Raw genomic sequence first — 24066 nt, forward strand, 5'->3', positions numbered from 1 at the left:
GCCTGTCCGACAAGCCCCAGTGCTTGTCGGCCGGCCCCGGTCCGGAGGTCAGGTTCCGGGCCGGGGCCGGCCGAAGGGGGCGCGAAGGTTACGCCTCGATGATCGTGCTCAGACGGCGGTCCAGAAGGGAACGACCTGCCTGAACCTCGTACAAACCCTTCACGAACGCCCACGTGTCCGCGGCGGTGTCCCAGATCTCGAAGGCGCGGCGCGGGAGCTCCACGACGGCTTCGACGCTCTCACCGGGCGCGGCCTCGACCCCGGCGAAACCGGCGAGCGCGCGGGCGGGCCGGCCGGTGCCGGGTTCCGCCGGGGCGAGGTAGACCTGGACGACCTCGCGCCCGGCCCGCCGGCCGGAGTTGCGGACACGGACGGTGACGGTCAGGTCCTCGATCTCGATGGACTCGTACGTCCAGTCGGTGTAGCCGAGGCCGTGCCCGAAGGGGTACGAGGGGGTCCTGCCCGCTTTCTCCCAGGCGCGGTAGCCGATGAAGACGTCCTCGGTGTACGGGAGTTCACCACCGTCCGGGCGGACCCGGGCGACCGGGGCGTCGGCCAGGGAGCCCCAGGTGGTGGGGAGGCGGCCGCCCGGCTCGTGGGCGCCGGTGAGGACGTCCGCGAGGGCGGCGCCGCCCTGCTGGCCCGGGAACCAGCTCAGGAGCACGGCGGCGACCTCGTCGCGCCACGGGAGTTCCACCGGGGAGCCGGAGTTGACGACCACGACGGTGTTCGGATTGGCGGCGGCCACGGCGCGGACCAGCTCGTCCTGACGGCCGGGGAGCCTGAGGTCCTCGCGGTCGAAGCCCTCGGACTCGACGCGGTCGGTGGTGGCGACCACCACGACGGCGGTGTCGGCGGCGCGGGCCGCCTCGACCGCCTCGGCGATCAGCTCGTCCGCGTCGCGCACGGGCTCCTGATGGGCGAGCGAGAAGCCGACGGCCTTCAGGGGGGCGTTGCCGGGGACCGTGACGACATGGGTGAGGGAGACCTCCACCGGTTCGCCCGCGGTGAGCTCGGCCCGGCCGTGGGGGACGGGGGCGCCGAAGAACGTCACGAAGGGGTCGTCCCTGTCGGCGCTCTGGACGTCGTCGAAGTACGTCGTGCCGTCGACGGTGAGGGTGAACGCGCCGAGGCCCTTGATGCCGAAGGTGTGCGGGCCGGACTCGCGCGGGGTGAGGCTGCCGGTGAGTTCGACGCTGTGGAGGGTGTCTCCGGTGACCCCCGCGGGCAGGTCGTCGCCCATCCACTTGATCTGGCCGTTCGGGACGGAAGCGGTGGCGATGACCTCGCCGGCGGCGTCGCGGCAGACCGCGCGCAGCTCGAACCCCGCGTCGGCGACGGGGAGTTCGACGGCCGGGTCGGCGCCGACCGCGTACGTCGGACCGCCCTCGGGGAGGGCGGCGGTGAGTCCGTCGAGGGGCGAGACGATCCGGGCGGGGAAGACGGTGGCGGAGCCGCCGCCCTGGACGCGGGCGTCGCGGGCGGCGGCGCCGATGAGGGCGACCCGGTGCCCTTCGGGGAGCGGCAGGGCGCCTTCGTTGCGGACGAGGACGAAGCCGCGGCGGGCCACCTCGCGGGCCAGCGCCTCCCCGTCCACGGTCGCCGGCGGCTCGGTCACGACGGGTTCGGCGCCTTCCAGGGCGCCGACGCGGGCGGCGAGACGGAGCACGTTGCGCACGGCCGCGTCGACCGTGGCCTCCGCGACCTCGCCGGCGCGCACGGCGGCGGCGAGCGGTTCTCCGTAGACGGTCCGTGGGCCGGGCATGGCGACGTCGAGGCCGCCCTCGATCGCGGCCTTCGTGGAGCGGGCGGCCATCCAGTCGGAGACGTTGAAGCCGTCGAAGCCCCATTCGCCGCGCAGGACCTCGTTCACGAGACGGCGGTGCTCGCTCATCGTGGTGCCGTTGACGGAGTTGTAGGCGGTCATGACGCCCCACGGTCGGGCGCTGGAGACGACGGCCTCGAAGGGCGCCAGGTACAGCTCGCGCAGGGCGCGTTCGGAGACGAGGTTGTCCACCGTGAAGCGGTCGGTCTCGGCGTCGTTGGCGACGAAGTGCTTGACGGTGGTGGCGACCCCGCCGGACTGGACGCCCCGGACATAGCCGGCGCCGATCGCGCCGGTCAGGAGCGGGTCCTCGCTGTAGGCCTCGAAGTGGCGGCCGCCGAGCGGTGACCGGTGCAGGTTGACGGTGGGGGCGAGCAGGACGTGGACGCCCTTGCGGCGGGCCTCCTGGGCGAGGAGCACGCCGGCTCGGCGGGCCAGGTCCGGGTCCCAGGTGGCGGCCAGCGCGGTGGGCGAGGGGAGCGCGACGGAGGGGTCGTCGGCGGTCCAGTGGACACCCCGGACGCCGATGGGCCCGTCGGACATGACGAGGGACTTCAGTCCGATCTCCGGGAGCGCGGGCAGCGTCCACATGTTCCGGCCGGACAGCAGCCGGGCCTTCGCGTCCAGGCCGAGGCGGGCGAGGGCCGCCTCGACGACGGCCTCGCGGGCCGCGTCCGCCTCCGCGTCCTTCCGGTCCCCAGCCGTCCCCACCGCAGTGTCCGCCATGGCGGCATCTCCTCGTCGCTAGCCGTCGGGTCCGCCCCATCGTCGTACGCCGCGACGCTGTGAGGTAGGGGCCCTTATGCCGGCCGGGCGGGCGTCCTGGCCGCGCCTCGCGAGTCGGCGGCGAGGATTCCCGTCCGACCCGTCCGACCCGTCCGACCCGTCCGATCACGGGCAGCGGGCTCCGGAGCGGGTGTGACGGCGACGGGGAGCGTCCCGGTCACGAGGTGGCGCTGTGCTCCTCGGACGCCCCGTCGGAGGCCGTGTCGTCCTCGTCCGCGTCGCCCTCGCGGATCTCCTCGCCGAGCAGGTCCCGGGCCATCAGCGTGGCGCCCGCGACGGCCCCCGGCATCAGGAACACCGCGACGAACGGGACGAGGAAGGCGAGACCCAGCGGGGTGCCGAAGCCCCAGACCAGTGTCTTGCGGGAGCGGAGCAGCGCGAGGCGCGCCCGGAGGTCGACGTCGCGGCGCTGCAGGGCGACGGCGACGAGTTCCTCGGTGAGGAAGAAGCCCGTGACGAAGAATCCGAGCACCGGGACGACGGTCTGGCCGACGAGCGGGACGAAGCCGAGCGCGAAGAGGAGGACCCCCCATACGAGGGCCCGCGCGAGGACGCGGAGGCTGTCGCGCGCGGAGATCCACAGCTCGCGCCAGAGCGGCAGACCGGACTCGGGGGCCGTGCCGTCCGGGGACACGTCGCGGTCGACCTTCTCCGAGAGGTTCTCGTAGAAGGGCTGGCCTATGAGCAGGGTGACCGCGGTGAAGGTGAGAACGGCGAGGAGGAGTGCCAGGGCGAACAGGACGGCGGTGAGGAAGCCGCGGAAGAGACCCTCCCAGGGGCTGCTCCAGTCGTCCGCGAACGGCGTCGCCCAGGTGACGAACCCCTCCCCGTACATGCCGAGGGCGACGAGCGCCGCCGCGTAGAGCACGAGCGTGATGAGCCCCGGCAGCAGCCCGAACCCGAAACTCTTCCCGTGCCGGGCCACCCATCTCTGGCCGCGCAGCAGATAGCCGAAACCCACCCCAAGATCGCGCATGGGGAGACCTTATCGGGGTGCCGCGCCGGGCCACAGCCCGCGGTGGCGGCGGCCTTCGCCGCCCCGGGCAGCCCGGGGCGGCCCGAGCGGTCCCGGGCGTCCAGGGGGCGCCCCCGGGCCGTCCCGGGCTGCCCGGCGTCGGCTCCGGTCAGAGCTTGACGATCATCTTTCCCACGTTGTCGCCGCGCAGGACGCCGAAGAACGCCTCCAGGTTGTTCTCGATGCCCTCGACGACCGTCTCGGCGTACTTCAGCTCGCCGGAGCGGATCCAGGCGCCGACCTCCTGGACGAACTCCTGCTGGAGGTCGTAGTTGTCGCCGACGAGGAAGCCCTGGATGCGGCCGCGGGTCTGGATCAGCCGGGCCAGGTTCCGGGGGCCGGGGGCGGGCTCGGTGTTGTTGTAGACGGAGATCATGCCGCAGACGGCGATACGGCCGTCCCGGTTCAGCGAGCCGATGGCGGCCTCCAGGTGGTCACCGCCCACGTTGTCGAAGTAGACGTCGACGCCGTCGGGGGCGGCATCGCGCAGCTGCTGGGAGACCGGGCCGTTCTTGTAGTTGAAGGCGGCGTCGAAGCCGTACTCCTCGAGGAGCAGTTTGACCTTGTCGTCGGACCCTGCGGAGCCGATGACGCGCGAGGCGCCCTTGAGCCGGGCGATCTGGCCCACCTGGCTGCCGACGGCACCGGCGGCGCCGGACACGAAGACGGAGTCGCCCTCCTTGAAGGAGGCGGTGCGCAGGAGACCGGCGTACGCGGTGAGGCCGGTCATGCCGAGGACGCCGAGGTACGTCGACAGCGGCGCGGCCCCCGGGTCCACCTTGACGGCCTGCTTGGCGTCCACGACGGCGTACTCGCGCCAGCCGAGGAAGTGCAGCACGTGGTCGCCGGCCTCGATGCCCTCGGCGTTCGAGGCGATGACCTCGCCGACCGCGCCGCCCTGCATGGTCTTGCCGAGCTCGAAGGGGGCGACGTAGGACTTGGCGGCGCTCATCCGGCCGCGCATGTACGGATCGACGGAGACGTAGGCGTTCCGGACCAGGACCTCGCCCGGACCCGGCTGCCGGACCTCGGCCTCGACCAGGGCGAAGTCGGCGGGCTGGGGCCAGCCGACCGGGCGGCTGACCAGGTGCCATTCACGGCCTGTGGAGGGAAGCTGCGGGGTCTCGGACATGAGGGTGCGCCTTTCACGGTGACCGGTGAGCGGATCTAATGCTTCAGTACCTGAAACAACCATGCGCCTGAATATTTCATGATGTCAAGTAACGCGGTAGGATCAAGGCATGGCCACCCACAAGAGACCACGGATCGACCCCTTGACCATGGAGGTCGTCGAGTTGATCGGCACGGTCGTGGCCCGCTACCACGAGGAGTACGAGGACGCGGCCGCCGCGCACGCCCTCACCGGCGCGCAGGCGCGGCTGCTGAGCCTGCTCTCGCTGGAGCCGCTGCCGATGCGCCGTCTGGCGCAGAAGCTGAGGTGCGAGCCGTCGAACGTCACGGGGATCGTGGACCGGCTGGAGACACGGGGGCTGGTGGAGCGCCGCCCCGACCCGGTGGACCGCCGGGTGAAACTGGCGGCGGCGACGGCCGAGGGCCGCAGAATCGCCGGGGGGCTCCGCGACTCGCTCGACTTCGCCCGCGAGCCCCTGGCGGAGCTCTCGGACCAGGAACGGCTGTCCCTGCGCGACCTGCTGCTCCGCATGCTGGGCGAGGCCCCCGGCACCGTCGGCGCCGGCGACTGAGACGCGGCACCCCCGGCGGGGGGGGGTGACCGAGACCCGGCGCCCTCGACGGCGAGCCTGCCGGGGTGCGGCGGGCCCGGAGAGGCGGGCCGGAACACCTCGCGCCACGGAAACCGGAACGCGTCACCGCACGCGAACCGGAACCCGCGGCGAGGCGATGTCCGCCGATCCCGGCGGCCGCGAGCGCCGAGGACACCCCGAAGGGATCACCCCGTACCGGGCGACCCGCCTACGAGCACCACCACAGGAAACGGTTGCAGTCGTCCGAGGACGAGGGTGTCGGCGCAGGTGCCGACGCCGTCGGGTCCGTGCCGGCGGGGGCCGACGCGCCCGAGCCCGCGGAGGCGGTCGCCGGGGCCGAGGCGGAGTGACCCGGGCGGGTGCCGAGGGTCGGGGATCCGGAACCCTCGGCGCTCTTCCCGCTCGCCGCGGCGGGAGACGCGGAGGCGGAGGCGGAGGGGGACCGGGAGGCCGACGCGGAGGAGCTGGGCGTGCGGCCGGCCGAGGGGGACTCGGAGGGGGCCTTCTTCGGGAGCGAGGACGCCGCCGGCGAGGCCGAGCCGTCGGGCGACTCCGCCGCCGCGGGGCTGGGGCCGAGACCGGGCGCGTCGACGCCGAGTTCGGCGAGGCTCAGACCGCCGGCCGCGAGGACGAAACCCACGGCCATGTACAGGGTGCGGCGGCGCCGTCGGCGATGCGCGGCCGCCTTGCGGTCGCGCCGGCTGGCGCCGGCCGGAGCCTGCGGGTCACCCGGACTCCCGGCCTCCGCGTCCAGGACACGGCCCCCGCGCCGCCGCGCGGCCCGGCGGGAGCGCCACTCGACGTCACCGTCCGCGCCGTGGCGCGCGTCGGCGTCCGCGCCCGTCGGCGGGCGCGCGCCGGCCTCGTCGGTGTCCGCGCCGAGTTCGTCGACCGGGGTACCGCACCCGGGACAGGCGAGGGCGCCGTTAAGGTGCCTGCGGCACACGTGGCAGTAGTCCATGACGCGGGAAGACTAGGGTCACCGCCGGTAACGTTCCTAGGCGCAGTTGTGAAGATGTTGTGCGGAATCCAGTATTCCGGTCCGTCGGACACCGACACCCCCGACCATTCCCCGCCATCCTGCGCCCATCGCATCGAAACCGTTATGCGCGCGACCCATTGACACCCCCCGGGCCGCGTCCTTACTGTCACGCCAGCATTTCGAACGTGTGACGAAATTTCGAACAGAGCTGAAAGCACAGGGGGCATCTGCCGTGCGCATCACGGGAATCACCACACACGTGGTCGGGACACCCTGGAGGAACCTGACCTACGTCCAGGTGCACACCGACGAGGGCATCACCGGCGTCGGCGAGACCCGCATGCTGGGCCACACCGACGCGCTGCTCGGTTACCTGCACGAGGCACAGGCCAACCATATTCTCGGCTCCGACCCGTTCGCCGTCGAGGACCTGGTCCGCCGGATGAAGTACGGCGACTACGGGCGCGCCGGCGAGATCGTGATGTCCGGCATCGCGGTCATCGAGATGGCCTGCTGGGACATCAAGGGCAAGGCGCTCGGGGTGCCGGTCTGGCAGCTCCTCGGCGGCAAGGTCACCGACAGGGTCAAGGCGTACGCCAACGGCTGGTACACCACCGAACGCACCCCGGAGGCCTATCACAAGGCCGCCCAGGAGGTCGTCGCGCGGGGCTACAAGGCCCTCAAGATCGACCCCTTCGGCACCGGGCACTTCGAGCTCGACCACGAGGCCACGCTGTACTCGGTGTCGCTCATCGAGGCGGTGCGCGACGCGATCGGGCCCGAGACCGAGCTGATGCTGGAGATGCACGGCCGCTTCTCGCCGGCCACCGCCGTCCGGCTGGCCCGCGAGCTCGCGCCCTTCAAGCCCGCGTGGCTGGAGGAGCCGGTGCCGCCGGAGAACCTCAAGGCGCTGGAGAAGGTGGCCGCCAAGGTCGACATGCCCCTCGCCACGGGCGAACGGATCCACGACCGCATCGAGTTCCGCGAGCTCTTCGAGAGCCAGGCGGTCGACATCATCCAGCCCGACGTCGGCCACATCGGCGGCATCTGGGAGACCCGCAAGCTCGCCGCCACCGCCGAGGCGCACTACGTCCTGGTCGCGCCGCACAACGTCGGCGGCCCGGTCCTGACCGCCGCCTCCCTCCAGGTCGGCTTCACCTCGCCGAACTTCAAGATCCTGGAGCACTTCAACGACTTCGCCGACGCGGAGATCAAGAAGGTCGTCAAGGGCGCCCCGCAGGTCGTGGACGGCTACTTCGAGCTGTCCCACGAGCCGGGGCTCGGCGTCGAGCTGGACGTCGACGCGGCGGCCGAGTTCCCCCAGCAGCAGGCCCGGTTCGACCTGTGGGCCGACGGCTGGGAGCAGCGCAAGCCCAAGGGGGCGAAGTGAGCACCGCGGTCGTCGTCGAGGGCCCGGGCGAGCACCGCCTGGCCCCGCACGAGCCGGTCCCGCCGTCGGCGGGCGAGGCGCTCGTGCGGGTGCACGCGGTCGGCATCTGCGGCAGCGACCGCGAGGTCTACCAGGGCAACCGGCCCGAGGGGTACGTCCGCTACCCCCTGACCCCGGGCCACGAGTGGTCCGGGACCGTCGAGGAGGTCGGCGCCGGTGTCCCGGCGACGCTGGTCGGCCGCAAGGTCGTCGGCGAGGGCTTCCGCAACTGCCAGGTCTGCGACCGTTGCCACGCGGGCGAGACAACGTTGTGCACGGCCGGGTACGAGGAGACGGGTTTCACCGTCCCCGGTGCCATGGCGGGCACGCTGACGCTGCCGGCCCGGCTGCTGCACGTGCTGCCCGACGACGCCGATCTGACGGCCGCCGCCCTGCTGGAGCCGGCCGCCTGCATCGCGGCCGCCGCGCTCAAGGCGAACGCCCGTCCCGGCGAGCGCGTGGCCGTGGTGGGCACCGGGACGCTCGGGATGTTCGCCGTGCAGTTCCTGAAGGCGGGTTCCCCGGCCGAGCTGCTCGTGGTGGGCACCCGCCCCGACCGGGCCGCGCTGTCGAGGGAGTTCGGCGCCACCGAGTTCCGTACCAGGGAGCAGCAGCTCCCCGACGACTTCGACGTCGTCATCGAGACCGCCGGGTCCGCGTCCGCCGCGCGCACCGCCGCCTCCCTGCTGCGGCGCGGCGGGCGCCTGGTCCTCACGGGGATCCCGGCGCCGGGTGCCGAGGGTCTCGACCCGACCGATCTCGTCGTCCGGCAGCTGGAGGTGCACACCGTGTTCGGGGCGCCGCCGGAGGCCTGGGCGCACACGGTGCGGGTCTTCGGGGCGGGGCTGCTGGACCCGTCGCCGCTGGTGACGCACGAGCTGCCGCTCGCCGCGTTCCCGGAGGCCATCGACCTGGTGGGTTCCGGTGATCCCAAGGTCGGCAAGGTCCTGCTGAGGCCGTGACCCTCCGAGCCGTGCGCCGGTACGGAGTTTCCTGACGGCCCCGTACCGGCGCACACCAGGCCCCGCGCGCCCAACATCACGAACCATGCCCGAAATATCGAACAATGAAGGACAGCTTGTGACCGACGCCTCTCCCACGGCGCCCCGTCGCCCCGGCGAGCCGGCCCTGGCCGCACTCGGCCTGGCCGCGCCCGCCCTCTCCCCCGACGACGCCTCGCCGCACACCTTCCCCGGAGGCGGCCGCTGGCGCACCGAGGTTCCCTCCGTGGAGGGGCCCGAGGCGCTCGCCGTGGTCCTCAAGGAAGCCTCGCGGCTCGATGTGCCGATCCACCGGATCAGCCAGGGCAGCGGTGTCTGGATGCTGACCGACGCCGAGATCACCGAGATGGTCGAGGCCACCGGCGAACGCGACATCGAACTCTGCCTGTTCACCGGCCCGCGCGGCATCTGGGACATAGGCGCCTCGGCGCGCACCGATTCACGCGGCGGCGGGCTGCGCGCCCGCGGCCACGACGGGGTGGCCGGCTGTGTCGAGGACGCCGTCCGGGCGACCGAGCTGGGCGTCAAGTGCCTGCTCGTCGCCGACGAGGGCGTGCTGTGGACGCTGCACCGGGCGCGCGTCGCCGGGATCCTTCCGGCCGACACGACGTTCAAGGTCTCGGCGCTGATCGGTCCGGTCAATCCGGCCTCGTACGCCGTGTACGAGAACCTCGGCGCCGACTCGCTGAACGTGCCGAGCGATCTGACGCTCGATCACCTCACCGAGATCCGGCGGGTCTCCGCCGCCCCCATGGACATGTACATCGAGGCCCCCGACGATCTCGGCGGGTACATCCGGATGTACGAGGTCGCCGAGCTGATCCGGCGCGGCGCACCGCTGTATCTGAAGTTCGGGCTGTCCAAGACCCCCGGGATCTACCCGTACGGACACCATCTGCGGGACCTGACCCTGAGCACGGCCCGGGAACGGGTGCGGCGCGGCCGGCTCGCCCTTGACCTGCTCGCACGGCACGGAGCGGACGGTGACATGGCGCCGCTGGGCACCCGTCTGCCCGGCGCTCTGAACCGGTTCGACACTCCCTCATAACGTTCGGACAAACCCCCTTCACAGAAGCCGACACAGTCGCGCACAATCCAACACACCTTCTCGGCCTTCCTCTCCACCCTCACGGAGCGTTCGAGTTCCGCGAGACCGAGCCCGGTCCAAGACATCAAGGATGATGATCATGCGTAACCGCAGAGCCGCCCTCACCGCCATAGCCGGAGCCGCGTCCCTCGCCCTCGCCCTGACCGCCTGCGGCCAGAACGGCGACGGCGGCAGCAAGGACAAGTCGGGAGACACCAAGGGAGCCACGATCGGCATCTCGATGCCGACGAAGTCCTCCGAGCGCTGGATCGGCGACGGCAACAACGTGGTCAAGAACCTTGAGGCCAAGGGCTACAAGACCAAGCTCGCGTTCGGTGAGGACGACCCGGACCAGCAGGTCTCGCAGATCGAGAACATGATCACGCAGGGTGTGAAGGCCCTGATCATCGCCGCCATCGACAACAAGTCGATGAACAACGTGCTCCAGCAGGCCGCCGACGCGAACATCCCGGTCATCTCCTACGACCGCCTGATCCTCGGCACCAAGAACGTCGACTACTACGCGTCCTTCGACAACTCGAAGGTGGGCGAGCTCCAGGGCAACTACATCCTGCAGAAGCTCGGTCTCGCGGACGGCTCCAAGAAGGGCCCGTTCAACATCGAGCTCTTCGCCGGCTCGAACGACGACAACAACACGAAGTACTTCTTCGGCGGCGCGATGAAGGTCCTGCAGCCGTACATCGACAAGAAGCAGCTCGTCGTCAAGTCCGGCCAGACCGCGCTGAACCAGGTCACCACCCTGCGCTGGGACGGCGGCACCGCCCAGAAGCGCATGGACGACATCCTCACCTCGTCGTACAAGAGCGCCAAGGTCGACGCGGTGCTCTCGCCCTACGACGGCATCTCCATCGGCATCCTCTCCGCGCTGAAGTCGGACGACTACGGCTCCAAGAACAAGCCGCTGCCGATCGTCACCGGCCAGGACGCCGAACTCGCGTCGGTGAAGTCGATCATCGCGGACGAGCAGACGATGACCGTCTACAAGGACACCCGCGAGCTCGCGAAGGTCGCCGGGAACATGGTCGACGCCGCGCTCAAGGGCAAGAAGCCCGAGCTCAACGACACCACGACGTACGACAACGGCACCAAGGTCGTCCCCGCCTACCTGCTCCAGCCGGTCGGCGTCGACAAGACCAACTACGAGAAGGAGCTCGTCACCACGGGCTACTACAAGGAAAGCGACCTCAAGTAACCGCCACCCCCTAGTGATTGGAAGGCACGACCATGGCGGGACCCGTCCTGGAAATGCGCTCGATCGTCAAGACCTTTCCCGGCGTCAAGGCGCTCTCGGACGTCACTCTGACCGTCCGGCAGGGCGAGGTCCACGCCATCTGCGGAGAGAACGGGGCCGGCAAGTCGACCCTGATGAAGGTGCTCTCCGGCGTTCACCCGAACGGCAGTTACGAAGGGGACATCCTCTTCGAGGGGGAGGTCTGCTCCTTCAAGGGCATCAGGGCCAGTGAGAACCACGGCATCGTGATCATCCACCAGGAACTGGCCCTGGTGCCCTACCTCTCCATCGCGGAGAACATCTTCCTCGGCAACGAGCACTCCACGCGCGGAATCATCAGCTGGACCGAGACGCTGCGGCACGCCTCCGAGCTGCTGCGGCGGGTCGGGCTCGACGAGAACCCGCAGACCCGCGTCGCCGACATCGGCGTGGGAAAGCAGCAGCTCGTCGAGATCGCGAAGGCGCTGTCGAAGAAGGTGAAACTGCTCATCCTGGATGAGCCGACGGCCGCCCTGAACGACGAGGACAGCGGCAAACTCCTTGACCTCATCCTGGAGTTGAAGGCTCAGGGCATCACCTCGATCATCATCTCGCACAAGCTGAACGAGATCGAGCGGGTCGCGGACTCGGTGACGATCCTGCGCGACGGGCGGACGATCGAGACGCTCGACGTGAAGGCCCCGGAGACCACCGAGGACCGGATCATCAGCGGCATGGTCGGCCGCGACCTCGAACACCGCTTCCCGGAGCGGACACCGCACGAGCCCGAGGCGGGCGCGGCGCCCGCCCTGGAGATCCGCGACTGGACCGTGTTCCACCCGATCGACCAGCAGCGCAAGGTGGTCGACGACGTGTCGATCTCCGTGCGGCGCGGCGAGATCGTCGGGATCGCCGGACTCATGGGCGCCGGCCGCACCGAACTGGCGATGAGCGTCTTCGGGCGTTCCTACGGCCGGTACGCGGACGGCACGGTGCTCAGGGACGGCGAGGAGGTCCGTACGAAGACCGTGTCCGAAGCGGTCAAGCGCGGGATCGCGTACGTCACCGAGGACCGTAAGCACTACGGGCTCAACCTCATCGACACCATCAACCGCAACATCACGCTCAGCTCCCTGAACAAGGTCGCGAAGCGCGGTGTGGTCGACGAGCACGAGGAGCGGCAGGTCTCCGAGGGCTTCCGCACCTCCATGAACATCAAGGCTCCGACCGTCTTCGAGCCGGTGGGGAAGCTGTCCGGCGGCAACCAGCAGAAGGTCGTCCTCAGCAAGTGGATCTTCGCGGAGCCCGAGGTGCTGATCCTCGACGAGCCGACCCGCGGGATCGACGTAGGGGCCAAGTTCGAGATCTACACGGTCATCGACAGGCTGGCGGCCGAGGGCAAGGCGGTCGTCTTCATCTCCTCCGAGCTGCCGGAGCTGCTCGGAATGTGCGACCGCATCTACACGATGGCCGCGGGGCGGCTGACGGGTGAGTTCTCGCGGGCGGAAGCCTCGCAGGAAACGCTGATGCGCCAGATGACGAAGGACAAAGAGGTAACCCGATGAGCACGGATGTGACCGCCAAGACGCCGGCCCCGGCGCCGGCCGGCAAGAGCGGCTCGGACCCGGACGAGAGCCTGCTTCGGCTGCTGCTGGACGGCATGCGCCGCAACATGCGGCAGTACGGCATGCTGTTCGCCCTCGGTCTGATCGTGGTGCTGTTCGCCGTGTGGACCGGCGGCGACCTGCTGCTGCCGCGCAACGTCTCCAACCTGGTGCTGCAGAACAGCTACATCCTGATCCTCGCGATCGGCATGATGCTCGTCATCATCGCGGGCCACATCGACCTGTCGGTCGGCTCGCTCACGGCGTTCGTGGGCGCGGTGGGTGCCGTGCTGATGGTCAACCACGACATCCCCTGGCCCATAGCCCTGGTGTTGTGTCTGGCCATCGGCGCCGCGTCGGGCGCCGCGCAGGGCTTCCTCATCGCGTATCTCGGCATGCCGTCGTTCATCGTGACCCTGTCGGGCATGATGATCTTCCGCGGTATGACCGAGATCTTCCTCGAGGGTCAGACGATCGGCCCGTTCCCCGAGGGCCTGCAGAAGGTCGCCAACAGCTTCCTGCCCGAGGTCGGACCCACCACCAACTACCACAACCTCACGCTGCTGCTCGGCCTCGGTCTGATCGCGTTCGTGGTGCTCCAGGAGGTCCGCGACCGCAAGCGGCAGCAGGAGTACTCGCTCGAGGTCCTGCCGAAGAACCTCTTCCTGCTCAAGCTCGTCGCGCTGGTCGCCGCGGTGCTCACCGTCACCATGCTGCTCGCCAGCTACAAGGGTGCCCCGGTGGTCCTGCTGGTCCTCGGCGTCCTGGTCGCCGGTTTCGGCTACCTGATGCGCAACGCGGTCATCGGCCGACACATCTACGCGATCGGCGGCAACCTTCCGGCGGCCAAGCTGTCGGGTGTGAAGGACAAGAAGGTCACCTTCCTGGTCTTCCTCAACATGGGCATGCTCGCCGCTCTCGCGGGCCTGGTCTTCGCGGCCCGCTTCAACGCGGCCTCGCCGAAGGCGGGTCTGAACTTCGAACTCGAAGCCATCGCGGCCTCGTTCATCGGCGGCGCGTCGATGAGTGGCGGCGTGGGCACGATCCTCGGCGCGATCATCGGTGGTCTCGTCCTGGGCGTGCTGAACAACGGTATGAACCTCGTCGGCATCGGCAGCGACTACCAGCTGGTCATCAAGGGATTCGTCCTGCTGGCCGCGGTCGGGTTCGACGTGTGGAACAAGCGCAAGGTCGGTTCGTAAGTCAGCCGGGGCCCCGCCAGAAGGCGGGGCCCCCTCCATTGGGCAGGAGCCGCAAAATGGAAACGAGCAGACGTACGGTCATCGCAGCGGCGGCGGCAGCGGGGTTAACCGCGGCCACCATCGGCACGGCGCACGCAGCGGGCGGCAGCAAGCCCGTGAGGGAACTCTTCGGCAAGCTCGCCGACGGCACCAAGATCCACCGGTGGTCGCTGGCGAACGGCGGGACACGGCTCAAGGTCCTGTCCTACGGCGGAATCGTCCAGTCCCTGGAGATCCCCGACCGGCACGGCCGGTACAGGAACGTCTCGCTGGGCTTCGACAACATCGACGACTACGTCGCCAGGACCCCGTACTTCGGCGCCCTGATCGGCCGGTACGGAAACCGCATAGGCAAGGGGCAGTTCACCCTCGACGGCACGAGCCACCAGCTCTCCGTCAACGACGGCGTCAACAGCCTGCACGGCGGCGCCAAGGGCTTCGACAAGCACGTCTGGGACGTGGAGGGCTTCACCTCCGGCTCCGACGTCGGACTCGTCCTGCACTACACCAGCATCGACGGCGAGATGGGCTACCCGGGCACGCTCAGGGCGAAGGTCACCTACACCCTGACCCGGCACGGCGACTGGCGCATCGACTACGAGGCCACCACCGACAAGGCCACCGTCGTCAACCTCACCAGCCATGTGTACTGGAACCTCGCCGGTGAGGGCAGCGGCTCGATCTACGACCACGAGCTCGAGATCGCGGCCTCCCGCTACACCCCCGTCGACTCGGGCCTGATCCCCACCGGAGAACTCGCGAAGGTCGCCGGCACCCCCTTCGACTTCCGCCGCGCCAAGACCGTGGGCCGGGACATCCGGGTGGCCCACCAGCAGCTCCTGTACGGCAAGGGCATCGACCACAACTGGGTCCTCGACAAGGGGATCACGGCGAGGCCCGAGCAGGTCGCGACGCTCCGCGACCCCTCCTCCGGCCGCACCCTGACGATCGCGTCGAACGAGCCCGGCCTCCAGTTCTACTCGGGCAACTTCCTCGACGGCACCCTGGTCGGCACCGGCGGTCACATCTACCGTCAGGGCGACGCCCTGTGCCTGGAGACCCAGCACTTCCCGGACTCCCCGAACCAGCCGTCGTTCCCCTCGACGGTGCTGCGGCCGGGGCAGACCTACCGGACCAGCACGGTCCACTCGTTCGGCGCGTGACACGACCTCACAGTCGGTTCACAAAATCCGCACGACCTCACAACGATTGAACAGCGCCACATCCGTATCCGTATGAGAGGGCGGCCCGTGCTCCCCCGCGCGGGCCACCCAAAGAACGGGGGCCCGTCCTCCCCAGCGGGCTCGCCTTATACGGAGGTTCCATGGCCGGCAATGTCACCTCGCTCTTTCGCGGCACCGCGGCGCACAGCCCGTCGATGGCCGCACTGACGCGGGAGGGCGACGGAGCCGGCCCGGTGGACTTCTGTATCCCCTGCAATCCGTACTTCCCCACGCCCGCGATGTTCGACGAACTCGCGGGCCGGCTGCGCGAGATCATCACCTATTACCCGAGCAGCGCCGACACGATCACCAGTGAGCTGTGCTCGCTGCTCCAACTTCCGCCGCAGTGCGTCGCGATGGGCAACGGTTCGACCGAACTCATCACCTGGATCGATCACTTGCTGGTCCGTGAGTCCCTCGCGATACCCGTCCCCACGTTCGGCCGCTGGACCGACCAGCCCATGGAGACCGGCAAGCGGGTCGACATGTTCCCGCTCCAGGAGTCCACCGGCTTCGCGCTCGACCTCGCCTCGTACGCCAAGTTCATCCGCTCGCGCGGTACCAAGGTCGCCGTCATCTGCAACCCGAACAACCCCGACGGCGGCTTCCTGCCGCGCCAGTCGGTCATCCAGTTCATGGACGCGATGGCCGACCTGGACCTGGTCGTCATCGACGAGTCCTTCCTGGAGTTCGCCGACGCCGAGTCGGAGCCCAGCGTGGTCGAGGACGCGGTCATGCGGCCCAACGTCATCGTGCTGCGCAGTCTCGGCAAGAACTTCGGCCTGCACGGCATCCGCTTCGGCTACATGGTCGCCAACCCCTCGCTCGCGGGCAAGGTCCGCTCGATGCTGCCGAAGTGGAACCTCAACTCCTTCGCGGAGACCGTGGTGTTCATGCTCAAGAACCACGGCAAGGAGTACATGGAGAGCCTGCACATGGTCCGCCGCGACCGGCTCGACATGGCCCGCCAGCTCTCCGCGCTGCCCGGTCTGACGATCTACCCCTCGCAGGGCAACTTCCTGTTCGTACGTCTTCCCGTCGGCGCCGAAGGCACCGTGGTCCGGGACCGACTGCTCACCGAGCACCGCATCCTGGTCCGCGAGTGCGGAAACAAGGTCGGCTCGTCCAGCCGCTTCCTGCGACTCGTGGTACGCCCCCAGTCGGATGTACGCCGCCTGGTGGCCGGCCTGGAACAGGTCCTCTACGGGTCCAGACAGGAGACCGCCGTCCCCGAGCTGAGCAACGGCGGCGGCTACGGCTCGGGTACGGCCATGGTGGACCGTCTCGTCGGCGCCACCAACGGAGCCGGCATGCAGGGGCTGGCCGCGCAGGCGAACGCGTGGCCCGGACAGCCCGCCCCGGCGGCCCCCCAGCCGGTGGCCGCCGCCGCCCCGCAGCCCAGCCTGCCGTCCGCCCCCCAGCCGCGGCCCGCCGCCGCTTCGCCCTACCCTGCCCAGCAGCCCGCCGCCGCCCCGGGCTATCCCGCCCCGCAGCAGCCCCTGGCGGCCCAGGGCTACCCCGCCCCGGGGCCGGCCAGCTGGCCGGCCCCGCCCCAGGGCCCGGGGGCGATGCCGGCCCAGATGCCGCCCGCCGCCATGCAGGCACCGGCCCCCTCGCCCGGACTCCAGCCGGCCGCCCAGACGGGTATGCCCGGCATGGGGGGCGGCGCCCCCATGGGCGCGCAGGGCGGCCTGACGGCGGCCCAGGTCCGCGGCAGGACACAGCCGGAACCTCCCCCACCGCAGCCGAACGGCGGCTGGGGAGCCGTGGGCGCCATGCTGTACAACCAGGCCGGTTAGGCCACTCACACCGCCGCGCGGGATCCCCGCGCGGCCGGCCTCCCCACAGGCCGGGCGGGATCCCCGCGTGGCCGGCCTCCCCACGGGCCGGCCGCGGGGAACCGCCACGACCGAAGGCGCGGGCAGGGGCAGCTGCGTCCCCGCCCGGCGCCCGAGGACCCTCGTGTCCCGCGCCGCGTTCCGGCGCCGGACCACACGGCGGAGCGCCGGGCGGACCGAACCCCCGGCGTCTCCGCTTCTTCCATGTCCCCGCCCTGCCTCATCCCGGTGCGGCAGGCGGCCGGACAACGTGTCCGACATGGAACTTGACGCGCTGTGGCTTTACGGAACTGACAGCCGTCCGACAGCAACCGTCTCTACGGTGCCGTGTTCATGACAGATTCCCCCACGAAAGACACGTCAGAGGCCCCTCTCGGGCGCCGGACCGTACTGATCGCCACGGGCGCCTCGGCCGCGGCACTCGCCGTGGCCGCCGCGGCACCCGTCGCCGCCACCCCCACCCCCGCCCCCGTCGCCGACCCGGCGGACGCCGCCCCCGCCGCGGCGGCCGTCTGCACCCTCACCAAGGAGATGACCGAAGGCCCCTACTACCTCGACGGCCAGCTCGTCCGCGCCGACGTCACCGAAGGCAAGGCGGGCGCCCCGCTCAAGCTGGTGCTCACCGTCGTCGACGACGACACCTGCGTGCCGATCAGCAACGCCCTCGTCGAGATCTGGCACTGCGACGCGCTCGGCGAGTACTCCGGCTTCGTCGGCAACAACGGCCACAGCGAGCCGGACGACGGCACGTTCCTGCGCGGCGGCGTCCTGACGAACACGTCCGGCGTCGCGAACATCACCACGGTCTATCCCGGCTGGTACCGGGGCCGCTGCGTGCACATCCACGTCAAGGTGCACACCGGCGTCACCCTCACCTCCGACGGCTCCTTCACCGGCGGCAGGGAACTCCACACCGGCCAGCTCTTCTGCAGCGAGACGATCACCACGGCGATGGCCAGGGTGTCCCCGTACTCCACCAACACGGTCACCCGCACCACCCTCGCCCAGGACTCCATCTACGACGACGGAGGCGCCTCCTCCGGCCTCCTGACCCTGACGGCCCTCGGCAGCACCACCTCCGCCGGCTACACCGGCACCCTGACGCTCGGCGTCGAGACGAGCTGACCCCGACCCTCCTCCCACGAAGGCCGGGGGCGGTCCGCGCACCCGCGGGCCGCCCCCGGCCGCGACCGTCGGGACGACGAAGCCGCCGCATCCGGCATGCCGCCCGCTCCGCTCACGGCCATCTCGCGTAATCCCCCGCGCCGGAGTCGTCATACGACCATCAGATGACCTGCCCCTGTGGACAATGGCCGCACCTTCCCCCGGCTTCTCGGGCTCGGACCGAGCGGGGGGATCCCCGTCGCCGTCCTCCGGGAGAACCCGCATGGTGTTGAGCAGACGTACCTTCAACGCACTCGCCGGCACCGCGGCCCTCGGCCTCTCAGTGAGCGGCTCCGGGAGCGACGCGGCGTGCGCGGCCGGAAGGGCGCCCCTCGCACCCACCGGACCCGCGCCCGCACCGCCCACCGCCGACGGCGGGAAGCACACGGTCGGATTCGACCGCTACTCGATGCTGATCGACGGCAGGCGCCTGGTGATCTGGTCGGGCGAGTTCCACCCCTTCCGGCTGCCGAGCCCGTCCCTGTGGCGGGACGTCCTGCAGAAGATGCGCGCCCACGGCTACAACGCGGTCAGCATCTACGTCGCGTGGAACTACCACTCCCCCGCACCCGGGCAGCACGACTTCACCGGGGTCCGCGACCTCGACCTGTTCCTGCGCACCGCCGCCGAGACCGGGCTGTACGTCATCCTGCGCCCCGGCCCGTACATCAACGCCGAGGTCGACGCCGGCGGCTTCCCCGGCTGGCTGACGGCCACCCCCGGAGTGGCCCGCACGTCCGACCCCACCTATCTGGAGCACGTCGACAGATGGCTCACCGCAGTCGACCGCATCGCGGCCCGCCACCTCCACACCGACGGCGGCGGCACGATCGTCCTGTACCAGCTGGAGAACGAGTACGACAACCATGTGGACGAGCCCGCGGGCCGCGACTACATGGCTCACCTGTACGCCAAGGTGCGCGCCGACGGCATCGACGTCCCCCTCTTCCACAACGACAAGGGCAGGAACGGGCACTGGGCCCCCGGCACCTTCGACACGGGCGGCGAGCGCGGGCGTTACCTGTACGGCTTCGACGGCTACCCCTCCCCCTTCAGGACACCTCCGGACTGGGGGTACTTCGGCCCCGGCGGCATGAAGGGCGGCTCGACCGCCAGCCCGGACACCCCGGGGTTCATCCCCGAGTTCGGCGGCGGCTGGTTCGATCCGTGGGGCGGGACGGAGTTCGACGGCCTCGGATACGCCGAGTCCCGCCGCACCCGGGACGCGGCCTACGAACGGCGCTTCTACCTCACCAACCTCGCCAACGGCATCACGGTCCACAACGTCTACATGACCTTCGGCGGCACCTCCTGGGGCTGGCTGCCCGCGCCGATCGTCTACACGTCGTACGACTACGGGGCCGCCATCGACGAGGCACGCCGGCCGACCGAGAAGCTCCTCCCCATGCACCAGATCGGCCGGCTGCTGCAGTCGGTGCCCGACCTGGCCAAGCTCGACCGCGCCGAGCCGCTCCCCGGCGACGACATGGCGGCGGGCCCCGGCATCACGGCGTACCACCTGGTCAATCCGGACACGCAGGCGCGCTTCCATGTGCTGCGCAACGACTCCCCCACCGAGGCCGTCGCGACCGTGGCCCTCGCCGGAACGGCCGTCGAGGTGCCGGTGCCGGGTCTCGACGCACGGCTGCTCGCCGCCGGGATCTCCCTGGGGCACAGGAAGCTGAGTTGGTCCTCCGCCCAGCCGATGCTGTGGCTGACCGCGGGACGGCAGGACATCGCCGTGTTCACCGGCCGGGCGGGCGAGTCCACGCACACCTGTCTGGAGGCCACGAGCGAGCCGAACGTCACCGTGCTGGACGGGGAGGCCGGGTACGGCTACGAGGACGGGGTCCTGCGGATCGACACCGTGCTCGACGGCATCACCCGGGTCCGGGTGGAGGGCGGCGGGGTCAGGGCTCCCCTCCTGCTGCTGTTCGCCGACGACGAGAGCTCCCGTCTGCTGTGGCGCCACGACACCCCGTCGGGTCCGGTGCTGGTGCGCGGCCCGGCGCTGCTGCGCACGGCCGTCCTGCGCGGCACGGCCGCACGTCTCACCGGCGACACGGCGGGGACGGCGGACCTGGAGGTGTGGGGGCCGCGCGGGGTGACCGAACTCGTCTGGAACGAGCACGCGTTGAAAGCCCACGCCACCTCCTCCGGGAGTCTGCGGGCCGAGCGGCCGCTGGCCGGACCGGGCCGGGTGCGGCTGCCCGCGCTCACCGGCTGGCGCCGGGCCGAGGGGAATCCCGAGTCGGCCCCCGATCACGACGACACCGGATGGCGGGCGGCCGACAGGACGTCCTCGTACAGCGTCACCCCGGTGCCCGCCGGGCAGCCCGTGCTGTTCGCCGACGACTACGGCTTCCACTACGGAGACGTCTGGTACCGGGGACACTTCGACGGCGCGGACGACGCGGACTCGGTATCGCTGGCCTATGTCGCCGGTACCCAGGGGCTGTTGATGGCCTGGCTGGACGGCGAACCGCTGGGCACGCACCGGATGCCGGTGCCGGACAAGAAGACCGTGCGCAAGGGGACCTGGGCGGCTACCGCCACCTTCCCCGTCCGGCCGCGGGAGCGGCGTTCCCATGTGCTGTCCGTCCTGGTCCGGCGGATGCAGCACGACGAGGACGGCAGGGCCGACGACACGCACAAGGCGGCCCGGGGACTGACGGCCGTCACCTTCACCGGAGCCTCCCCGACGGTCCGCTGGCGCATCCAGGGCGAGGCGGCCCCCGACCCGGTGCGCGGACCGCTCAACGCCGGAGGTCTGCACGGGGAACGGCACGGCTGGCATCTGCCGGGCTTCGCGGACGGCGGCTGGAAGGCCGTCGGCCTCCCGCGCGCCGAGCGTCGCCAGGGTGTCACCTGGTACCGCACCGGATTCCGGCTCGGTGTGGACAGCGGGCTGGACGCGTCGATCGGGCTCACCCTCACGGACGATCCGGCCCGCGCCTATCGTGTCCAGATCTTCCTGAACGGCTGGAACATGGGCCAGTACATCAACGACGTGGGCCCGCAGCACACGTTCGTCCTCCCCAACGGGGTGCTGCGCACCCGGGGGCACAACACGCTGGCCCTCGCGGTGCTGTCCGACGGGACCACGCCCGCCGGCCCCGGCCGGGTGGAACTGACGCTGCTGGGCAGCGCGGCCGGAGGAGTGCCGGTGACACCGGTCGCCTCCCCCGGCCCCACGACCGCACAGCGCGGGTCCTAGGCGAGCCTGATCACGTTCCAGGACAGCGGCTCCAGGACGGCGCTGAGCGTGCCGTCTTGGAGCGTGGTCCCCTGGACCGGGTGCGGGGTGACCCGCTCCTGGTCGTGCAGGCTGTTGACGGCGTCCGGATCGGCGTCGGCGAGCGCACTGTGCCCGACGACCGTCGTCAGTCCCATCCGGTTCAGGGCCACTTCGAGCGGCAGCGGCTCGGTCCGGCCGCGGTTGACGGCGAAGACGGTGACCGAGCCGTCCTCGGCGCGTACCGCGGTGGCGTGCAGCAGGTCCGTCTCGCCGTACTTGCGGGTCTCGTACGTCGGCGAGTCCACCCGGACGTCGAGGACCTGCCCGCGCCCGTGGGCCGAGGCCTGCGCGAACGGGTGGAACGTCGTCTGCCGCCAGGCGGGGCCGCCCGGTTCGGTCATGATCGGCGCGATGACGTTGACGAGCTGGGCGAGACAGGCGACACGCACCCGGTCCGCGTGCCGCAGCAGCGCGATGAGCAGCGAGCCGAACACGACCGCGTCCGTGACGGAGTAGACGTCCTCCAGCAGGCGCGGGGCCTCCTGCCAGTCCTCGACCGGGTGCGGGTTGGGCCGGCTCTGGTACCAGACGTTCCATTCGTCGAAGGAGAGGTTGATCTTCTTCTTGGACTTCAGCCGGGCGCCCACGTGGTCGCAGGTCGCCACCACGTTCTCGATGAACGACTCGGTGTCGACGGCGGAGGCGAGGAAGGAGTCCCGGTCGCCGTCGGTCTCCTCGTAGTAGGCGTGCAGGGAGATGTGGTCGACGAGGTCGTACGTCTCGGCGAGGACCGTCGCCTCCCACTCGGCGAAGGTCGCCATCCCCTGTCCGGACGAGCCGCACGCGACGAGTTCGAGGCCGGGCTCGATCTGCCGCATCGCGCGGGCGGTCTCGGCGGCGAGCCGGCCGTATTCCTCCGCGCTCTTGTGGCCGGTCTGCCAGGGGCCGTCCATCTCGTTGCCGAGGCACCACAGCCGGATGCCGAAGGGGTCCTTGTCCCCGTGCGCGATCCGCCGGTCGGAACGGGCGGTCCCCGAGGGGTGGTTGGCGTACTCCTGGAGTGCCAGGGCCTCGGCGACCCCGCGGGTGCCGAGGTTGACGGCCATCATCGGCTCGGCCCCCGGGCCGATCCTGCGCACGAAGCCGATGAACTCGCTGAGCCCGAAGCGGTTGGACTCGGTGGAGCGCCAGGCGAGGTCGAGGCGGCGGGGCCGCTCCTCGACGGGGCCCACCGAGTCCTCCCAGTCGTAGCCGGAGACGAAGTTGCCGCCGGGGTAGCGGACGGCCGTGACACCGAGCTCGCGGACGAGCTCCAGCACGTCGGTGCGCAGGCCGTCGGCGTCGGCCGCCGGGTGGCCGGGTTCGAAGATGCCGGTGTAGACGCAGCGGCCGAGGTGCTCGACGAAGGAACCGAAGAGACGGGGGTCGACCTCGCCGATGGTGAAGGCGGGGTCGAGGGCGAAGCGGGCGGTGCGCATGGTGTCCTTTCGGGGCGCCGGAGGGTGGGAGGGTCCAGCCGCGGGGGCGGCGGGTGCGGTGCGGCCCGTTGAGCGGGCGCGGCCCGTGAGCGGTGCGGGTGCGGCCCGTGAGCGGTGCGGGTGCGGCACGTGAGGGGTGCCGGTCGGGTGCGGTCCGTGAGCGAGTGCCGGTCGAGTGCGGCGGCCCAGGGTCTGCCCCGCGCCCGCCGCATGGTCCGAACGACAGGCCCTAGCCCAGGCTCGGCCAGCCGTTCGTGGTCCAGGTCAGCCGGTTCAGGCCCAGCTTGGGTGTGCCGTTGTCGTCCGCGTCGTAGTAGTGGTACGCCAGCCAGTCCTGGCCGTGGTCCCGGAAGACCGACTCGCCGCCGGGTCCGATGTAGCGGCCGTGCCCGGCGAGCAGAAGGTCGCCGCCGCCGTCGAGCATCGGCGTGCCGGCGCTGTCCACGTACGGGCCCGTCACCGACGTGGACCTGCCCACCCGGATCTTGTACGTGGAGTCCACGCCCGCGCAGCACGCGTCGTACGAGGCGAACAGGTAGTAGTAGCGGCCGTGTCGGACCACGTACGGGCCCTCGACGGCGTACGGGGCGTCCGGGCGGGTCGCCAGGTGGTGGACCGGCGCGTCCGCCACGGCCTTGCCGGTCACCGGGTCCAGTTCGACCATGCGGATGCCGGTCCAGTACGAGCCGAACGTCATCCACAGTCTGCCGTCGGCGGCGGTCACCGCCGGGTCGATGGCGTTCCAGGTGTCGTCGGTGTCCGAGGCGAAGGCCTTGCCGTGGTCGGTCCAGGTGCCGGGCAGACCGCTCGGGGAGGTGGCGACGCCGATCGCGGAGTGGTTGGTGCCCCAGGAGGAGACCGCGTAGTACAGCCAGTAGCGGCCGGCGCGGTAGGAGAGGTCCGGGGCCCAGGGGTCGCCGGTCGCGTTGTACTCGTACCACCAACTCGGCGGGGAGGAGAAGGCGTTGCCCGCGTCGTCCCACTGGGTCCGGTCCCGGGAGAGACGGGCGCCGATCACGCCGCCGGTCGAATAGGCCACGTATCCACCGGACTTGAGCTGGATGACGGTCGGGTCATGGATGATCTGCTGTCCGGTGACGGGCTCCGGGTCGGGGTAGCCGACGTCGGCCTGCGCGGTGGTCGGCAGCAGGGCGACGACGGCCGCGACGATCAGCGCTGCGGTTCTGCGTCCGGTCAACT

General features: G+C 70.9%; 17 protein-coding genes. 11 read left to right on the forward strand and 6 right to left on the reverse strand.

Annotation, left to right across the window (positions count from 1 at the left end; genetic code table 11):
• Positions 1–88 precede the first annotated feature (88 nt).
• The 3 genes from OG485_RS15370 to OG485_RS15380 form a co-directional block, all read right to left on the reverse strand.
• Positions 89–2551 (reverse strand): beta-glucosidase, encoded by a 2463-nt coding sequence (locus OG485_RS15370; RefSeq protein ID WP_328668866.1) that lies wholly within the window; start codon positions 2549–2551, stop codon positions 89–91.
• Positions 2552–2768: 217 nt separating this feature from the next.
• Positions 2769–3587: an EI24 domain-containing protein gene (locus tag OG485_RS15375; protein ID WP_328668867.1), complete on the reverse strand. Its 819-nt coding sequence runs from the start codon at positions 3585–3587 to the stop codon at positions 2769–2771.
• Between the two features lie 148 nt (positions 3588–3735).
• Entirely contained in the window at positions 3736–4758 is a 1023-nt protein-coding gene (locus tag OG485_RS15380; RefSeq protein ID WP_328668868.1) for an NADP-dependent oxidoreductase, read from the reverse strand.
• 109 nt (positions 4759–4867) lie between these two features.
• On the opposite strand from OG485_RS15380, the gene OG485_RS15385 reads away from it, so the two are divergent.
• Complete coding sequence (locus OG485_RS15385; protein WP_328668869.1) at positions 4868–5329, forward strand: MarR family winged helix-turn-helix transcriptional regulator; 462 nt, start codon at positions 4868–4870, stop codon at positions 5327–5329.
• 229 nt (positions 5330–5558) lie between these two features.
• On the opposite strand, the gene OG485_RS15390 is transcribed toward OG485_RS15385, so the two are convergent.
• Positions 5559–6311, reverse strand: a complete 753-nt coding sequence (locus OG485_RS15390; RefSeq protein WP_328668870.1) for an SCO2400 family protein — start codon at positions 6309–6311, stop codon at positions 5559–5561.
• A 253-nt stretch (positions 6312–6564) separates the two neighbouring features.
• On the opposite strand from OG485_RS15390, the gene OG485_RS15395 reads away from it, so the two are divergent.
• The 10 genes from OG485_RS15395 (at position 6565) to OG485_RS15440 (ending at position 21367) form a co-directional block, all read left to right on the forward strand.
• Positions 6565–7722: a mandelate racemase/muconate lactonizing enzyme family protein gene (locus OG485_RS15395; RefSeq protein ID WP_326788006.1), complete on the forward strand. Its 1158-nt coding sequence runs from the start codon at positions 6565–6567 to the stop codon at positions 7720–7722.
• Positions 7719–8723: a zinc-dependent alcohol dehydrogenase gene (locus OG485_RS15400; protein WP_328668871.1), complete on the forward strand. Its 1005-nt coding sequence runs from the start codon at positions 7719–7721 to the stop codon at positions 8721–8723. Before OG485_RS15395 ends, OG485_RS15400 begins: the two co-directional genes overlap by 4 nt.
• An 85-nt stretch (positions 8724–8808) precedes the next feature.
• Positions 8809–9810, forward strand: coding sequence for a hypothetical protein (locus OG485_RS15405; RefSeq protein WP_443048705.1), 1002 nt, complete (start codon positions 8809–8811; stop codon positions 9808–9810).
• A 139-nt stretch (positions 9811–9949) separates the two neighbouring features.
• Positions 9950–11062, forward strand: a complete 1113-nt coding sequence (chvE, locus tag OG485_RS15410; protein WP_443048706.1) for a multiple monosaccharide ABC transporter substrate-binding protein — start codon at positions 9950–9952, stop codon at positions 11060–11062.
• A 32-nt stretch (positions 11063–11094) separates the two neighbouring features.
• Positions 11095–12645 (forward strand): multiple monosaccharide ABC transporter ATP-binding protein, encoded by a 1551-nt coding sequence (gene mmsA / locus OG485_RS15415; protein WP_328668873.1) that lies wholly within the window; start codon positions 11095–11097, stop codon positions 12643–12645.
• Positions 12642–13886 carry a multiple monosaccharide ABC transporter permease gene (mmsB, locus tag OG485_RS15420; protein ID WP_328668874.1) on the forward strand — a complete coding sequence of 415 codons (1245 nt, stop codon included), beginning with the start codon at positions 12642–12644 and terminating at the stop codon, positions 13884–13886. Before mmsA ends, mmsB begins: the two co-directional genes overlap by 4 nt.
• A 56-nt stretch (positions 13887–13942) precedes the next feature.
• A complete protein-coding gene (locus OG485_RS15425) occupies positions 13943–15088 on the forward strand; it encodes an aldose epimerase family protein (protein WP_328668875.1) in 1146 nt (381 codons plus the stop codon).
• Between the two features lie 161 nt (positions 15089–15249).
• Complete coding sequence (locus OG485_RS15430; protein ID WP_328668876.1) at positions 15250–16947, forward strand: pyridoxal phosphate-dependent aminotransferase; 1698 nt, start codon at positions 15250–15252, stop codon at positions 16945–16947.
• 372 nt (positions 16948–17319) lie between these two features.
• Positions 17320–18111 (forward strand): intradiol ring-cleavage dioxygenase, encoded by a 792-nt coding sequence (locus OG485_RS15435; protein WP_328668877.1) that lies wholly within the window; start codon positions 17320–17322, stop codon positions 18109–18111.
• A 262-nt stretch (positions 18112–18373) separates the two neighbouring features.
• Positions 18374–21367, forward strand: a complete 2994-nt coding sequence (locus OG485_RS15440) for a beta-galactosidase (protein ID WP_328668878.1) — start codon at positions 18374–18376, stop codon at positions 21365–21367.
• Here OG485_RS15440 and arfA read toward each other — a convergent pair.
• Entirely contained in the window at positions 21364–22866 is a 1503-nt protein-coding gene (gene arfA / locus OG485_RS15445) for an arabinosylfuranosidase ArfA (protein WP_328668879.1), read from the reverse strand. The two genes, OG485_RS15440 and arfA, sit on opposite strands and share 4 nt — an antisense overlap.
• Before the next feature lie 229 nt (positions 22867–23095).
• On the reverse strand, positions 23096–24064 hold the full coding sequence (locus OG485_RS15450) for an arabinan endo-1,5-alpha-L-arabinosidase (RefSeq protein WP_328668880.1): 969 nt from the start codon (positions 24062–24064) through the stop codon (positions 23096–23098).
• Positions 24065–24066: the final 2 nt, after the last annotated feature.

It is taken from the genome of Streptomyces sp. NBC_00328 (genome assembly GCF_036139655.1).
In the GTDB taxonomy this organism is placed as follows: Bacteria; Actinomycetota; Actinomycetes; order Streptomycetales; family Streptomycetaceae; genus Streptomyces.

Excerpts from the sequence above, each read along its gene's own strand:
- OG485_RS15405 (WP_443048705.1), top strand. The coding sequence starts at position 8,809 with ATGCCCGAAATATCGAACAATGAAGGACAGCTTGTGACCGACGCCTCT.
- OG485_RS15425 (WP_328668875.1), top strand. The coding sequence starts at position 13,943 with ATGGAAACGAGCAGACGTACGGTCATCGCAGCGGCGGCGGCAGCGGGG.
- OG485_RS15375 (WP_328668867.1), bottom strand. The coding sequence starts at position 3,587 with ATGCGCGATCTTGGGGTGGGTTTCGGCTATCTGCTGCGCGGCCAGAGA.
- OG485_RS15390 (WP_328668870.1), bottom strand. The coding sequence starts at position 6,311 with ATGGACTACTGCCACGTGTGCCGCAGGCACCTTAACGGCGCCCTCGCC.
- OG485_RS15440 (WP_328668878.1), top strand. The coding sequence starts at position 18,374 with ATGGTGTTGAGCAGACGTACCTTCAACGCACTCGCCGGCACCGCGGCC.
- mmsA (WP_328668873.1), top strand. The coding sequence starts at position 11,095 with ATGGCGGGACCCGTCCTGGAAATGCGCTCGATCGTCAAGACCTTTCCC.
- chvE (WP_443048706.1), top strand. The coding sequence starts at position 9,950 with ATGCGTAACCGCAGAGCCGCCCTCACCGCCATAGCCGGAGCCGCGTCC.
- OG485_RS15430 (WP_328668876.1), top strand. The coding sequence starts at position 15,250 with ATGGCCGGCAATGTCACCTCGCTCTTTCGCGGCACCGCGGCGCACAGC.
- OG485_RS15370 (WP_328668866.1), bottom strand. The coding sequence starts at position 2,551 with ATGGCGGACACTGCGGTGGGGACGGCTGGGGACCGGAAGGACGCGGAG.
- mmsB (WP_328668874.1), top strand. The coding sequence starts at position 12,642 with ATGAGCACGGATGTGACCGCCAAGACGCCGGCCCCGGCGCCGGCCGGC.
- arfA (WP_328668879.1), bottom strand. The coding sequence starts at position 22,866 with ATGCGCACCGCCCGCTTCGCCCTCGACCCCGCCTTCACCATCGGCGAG.
- OG485_RS15435 (WP_328668877.1), top strand. The coding sequence starts at position 17,320 with ATGACAGATTCCCCCACGAAAGACACGTCAGAGGCCCCTCTCGGGCGC.
- OG485_RS15380 (WP_328668868.1), bottom strand. The coding sequence starts at position 4,758 with ATGTCCGAGACCCCGCAGCTTCCCTCCACAGGCCGTGAATGGCACCTG.
- OG485_RS15385 (WP_328668869.1), top strand. The coding sequence starts at position 4,868 with ATGGCCACCCACAAGAGACCACGGATCGACCCCTTGACCATGGAGGTC.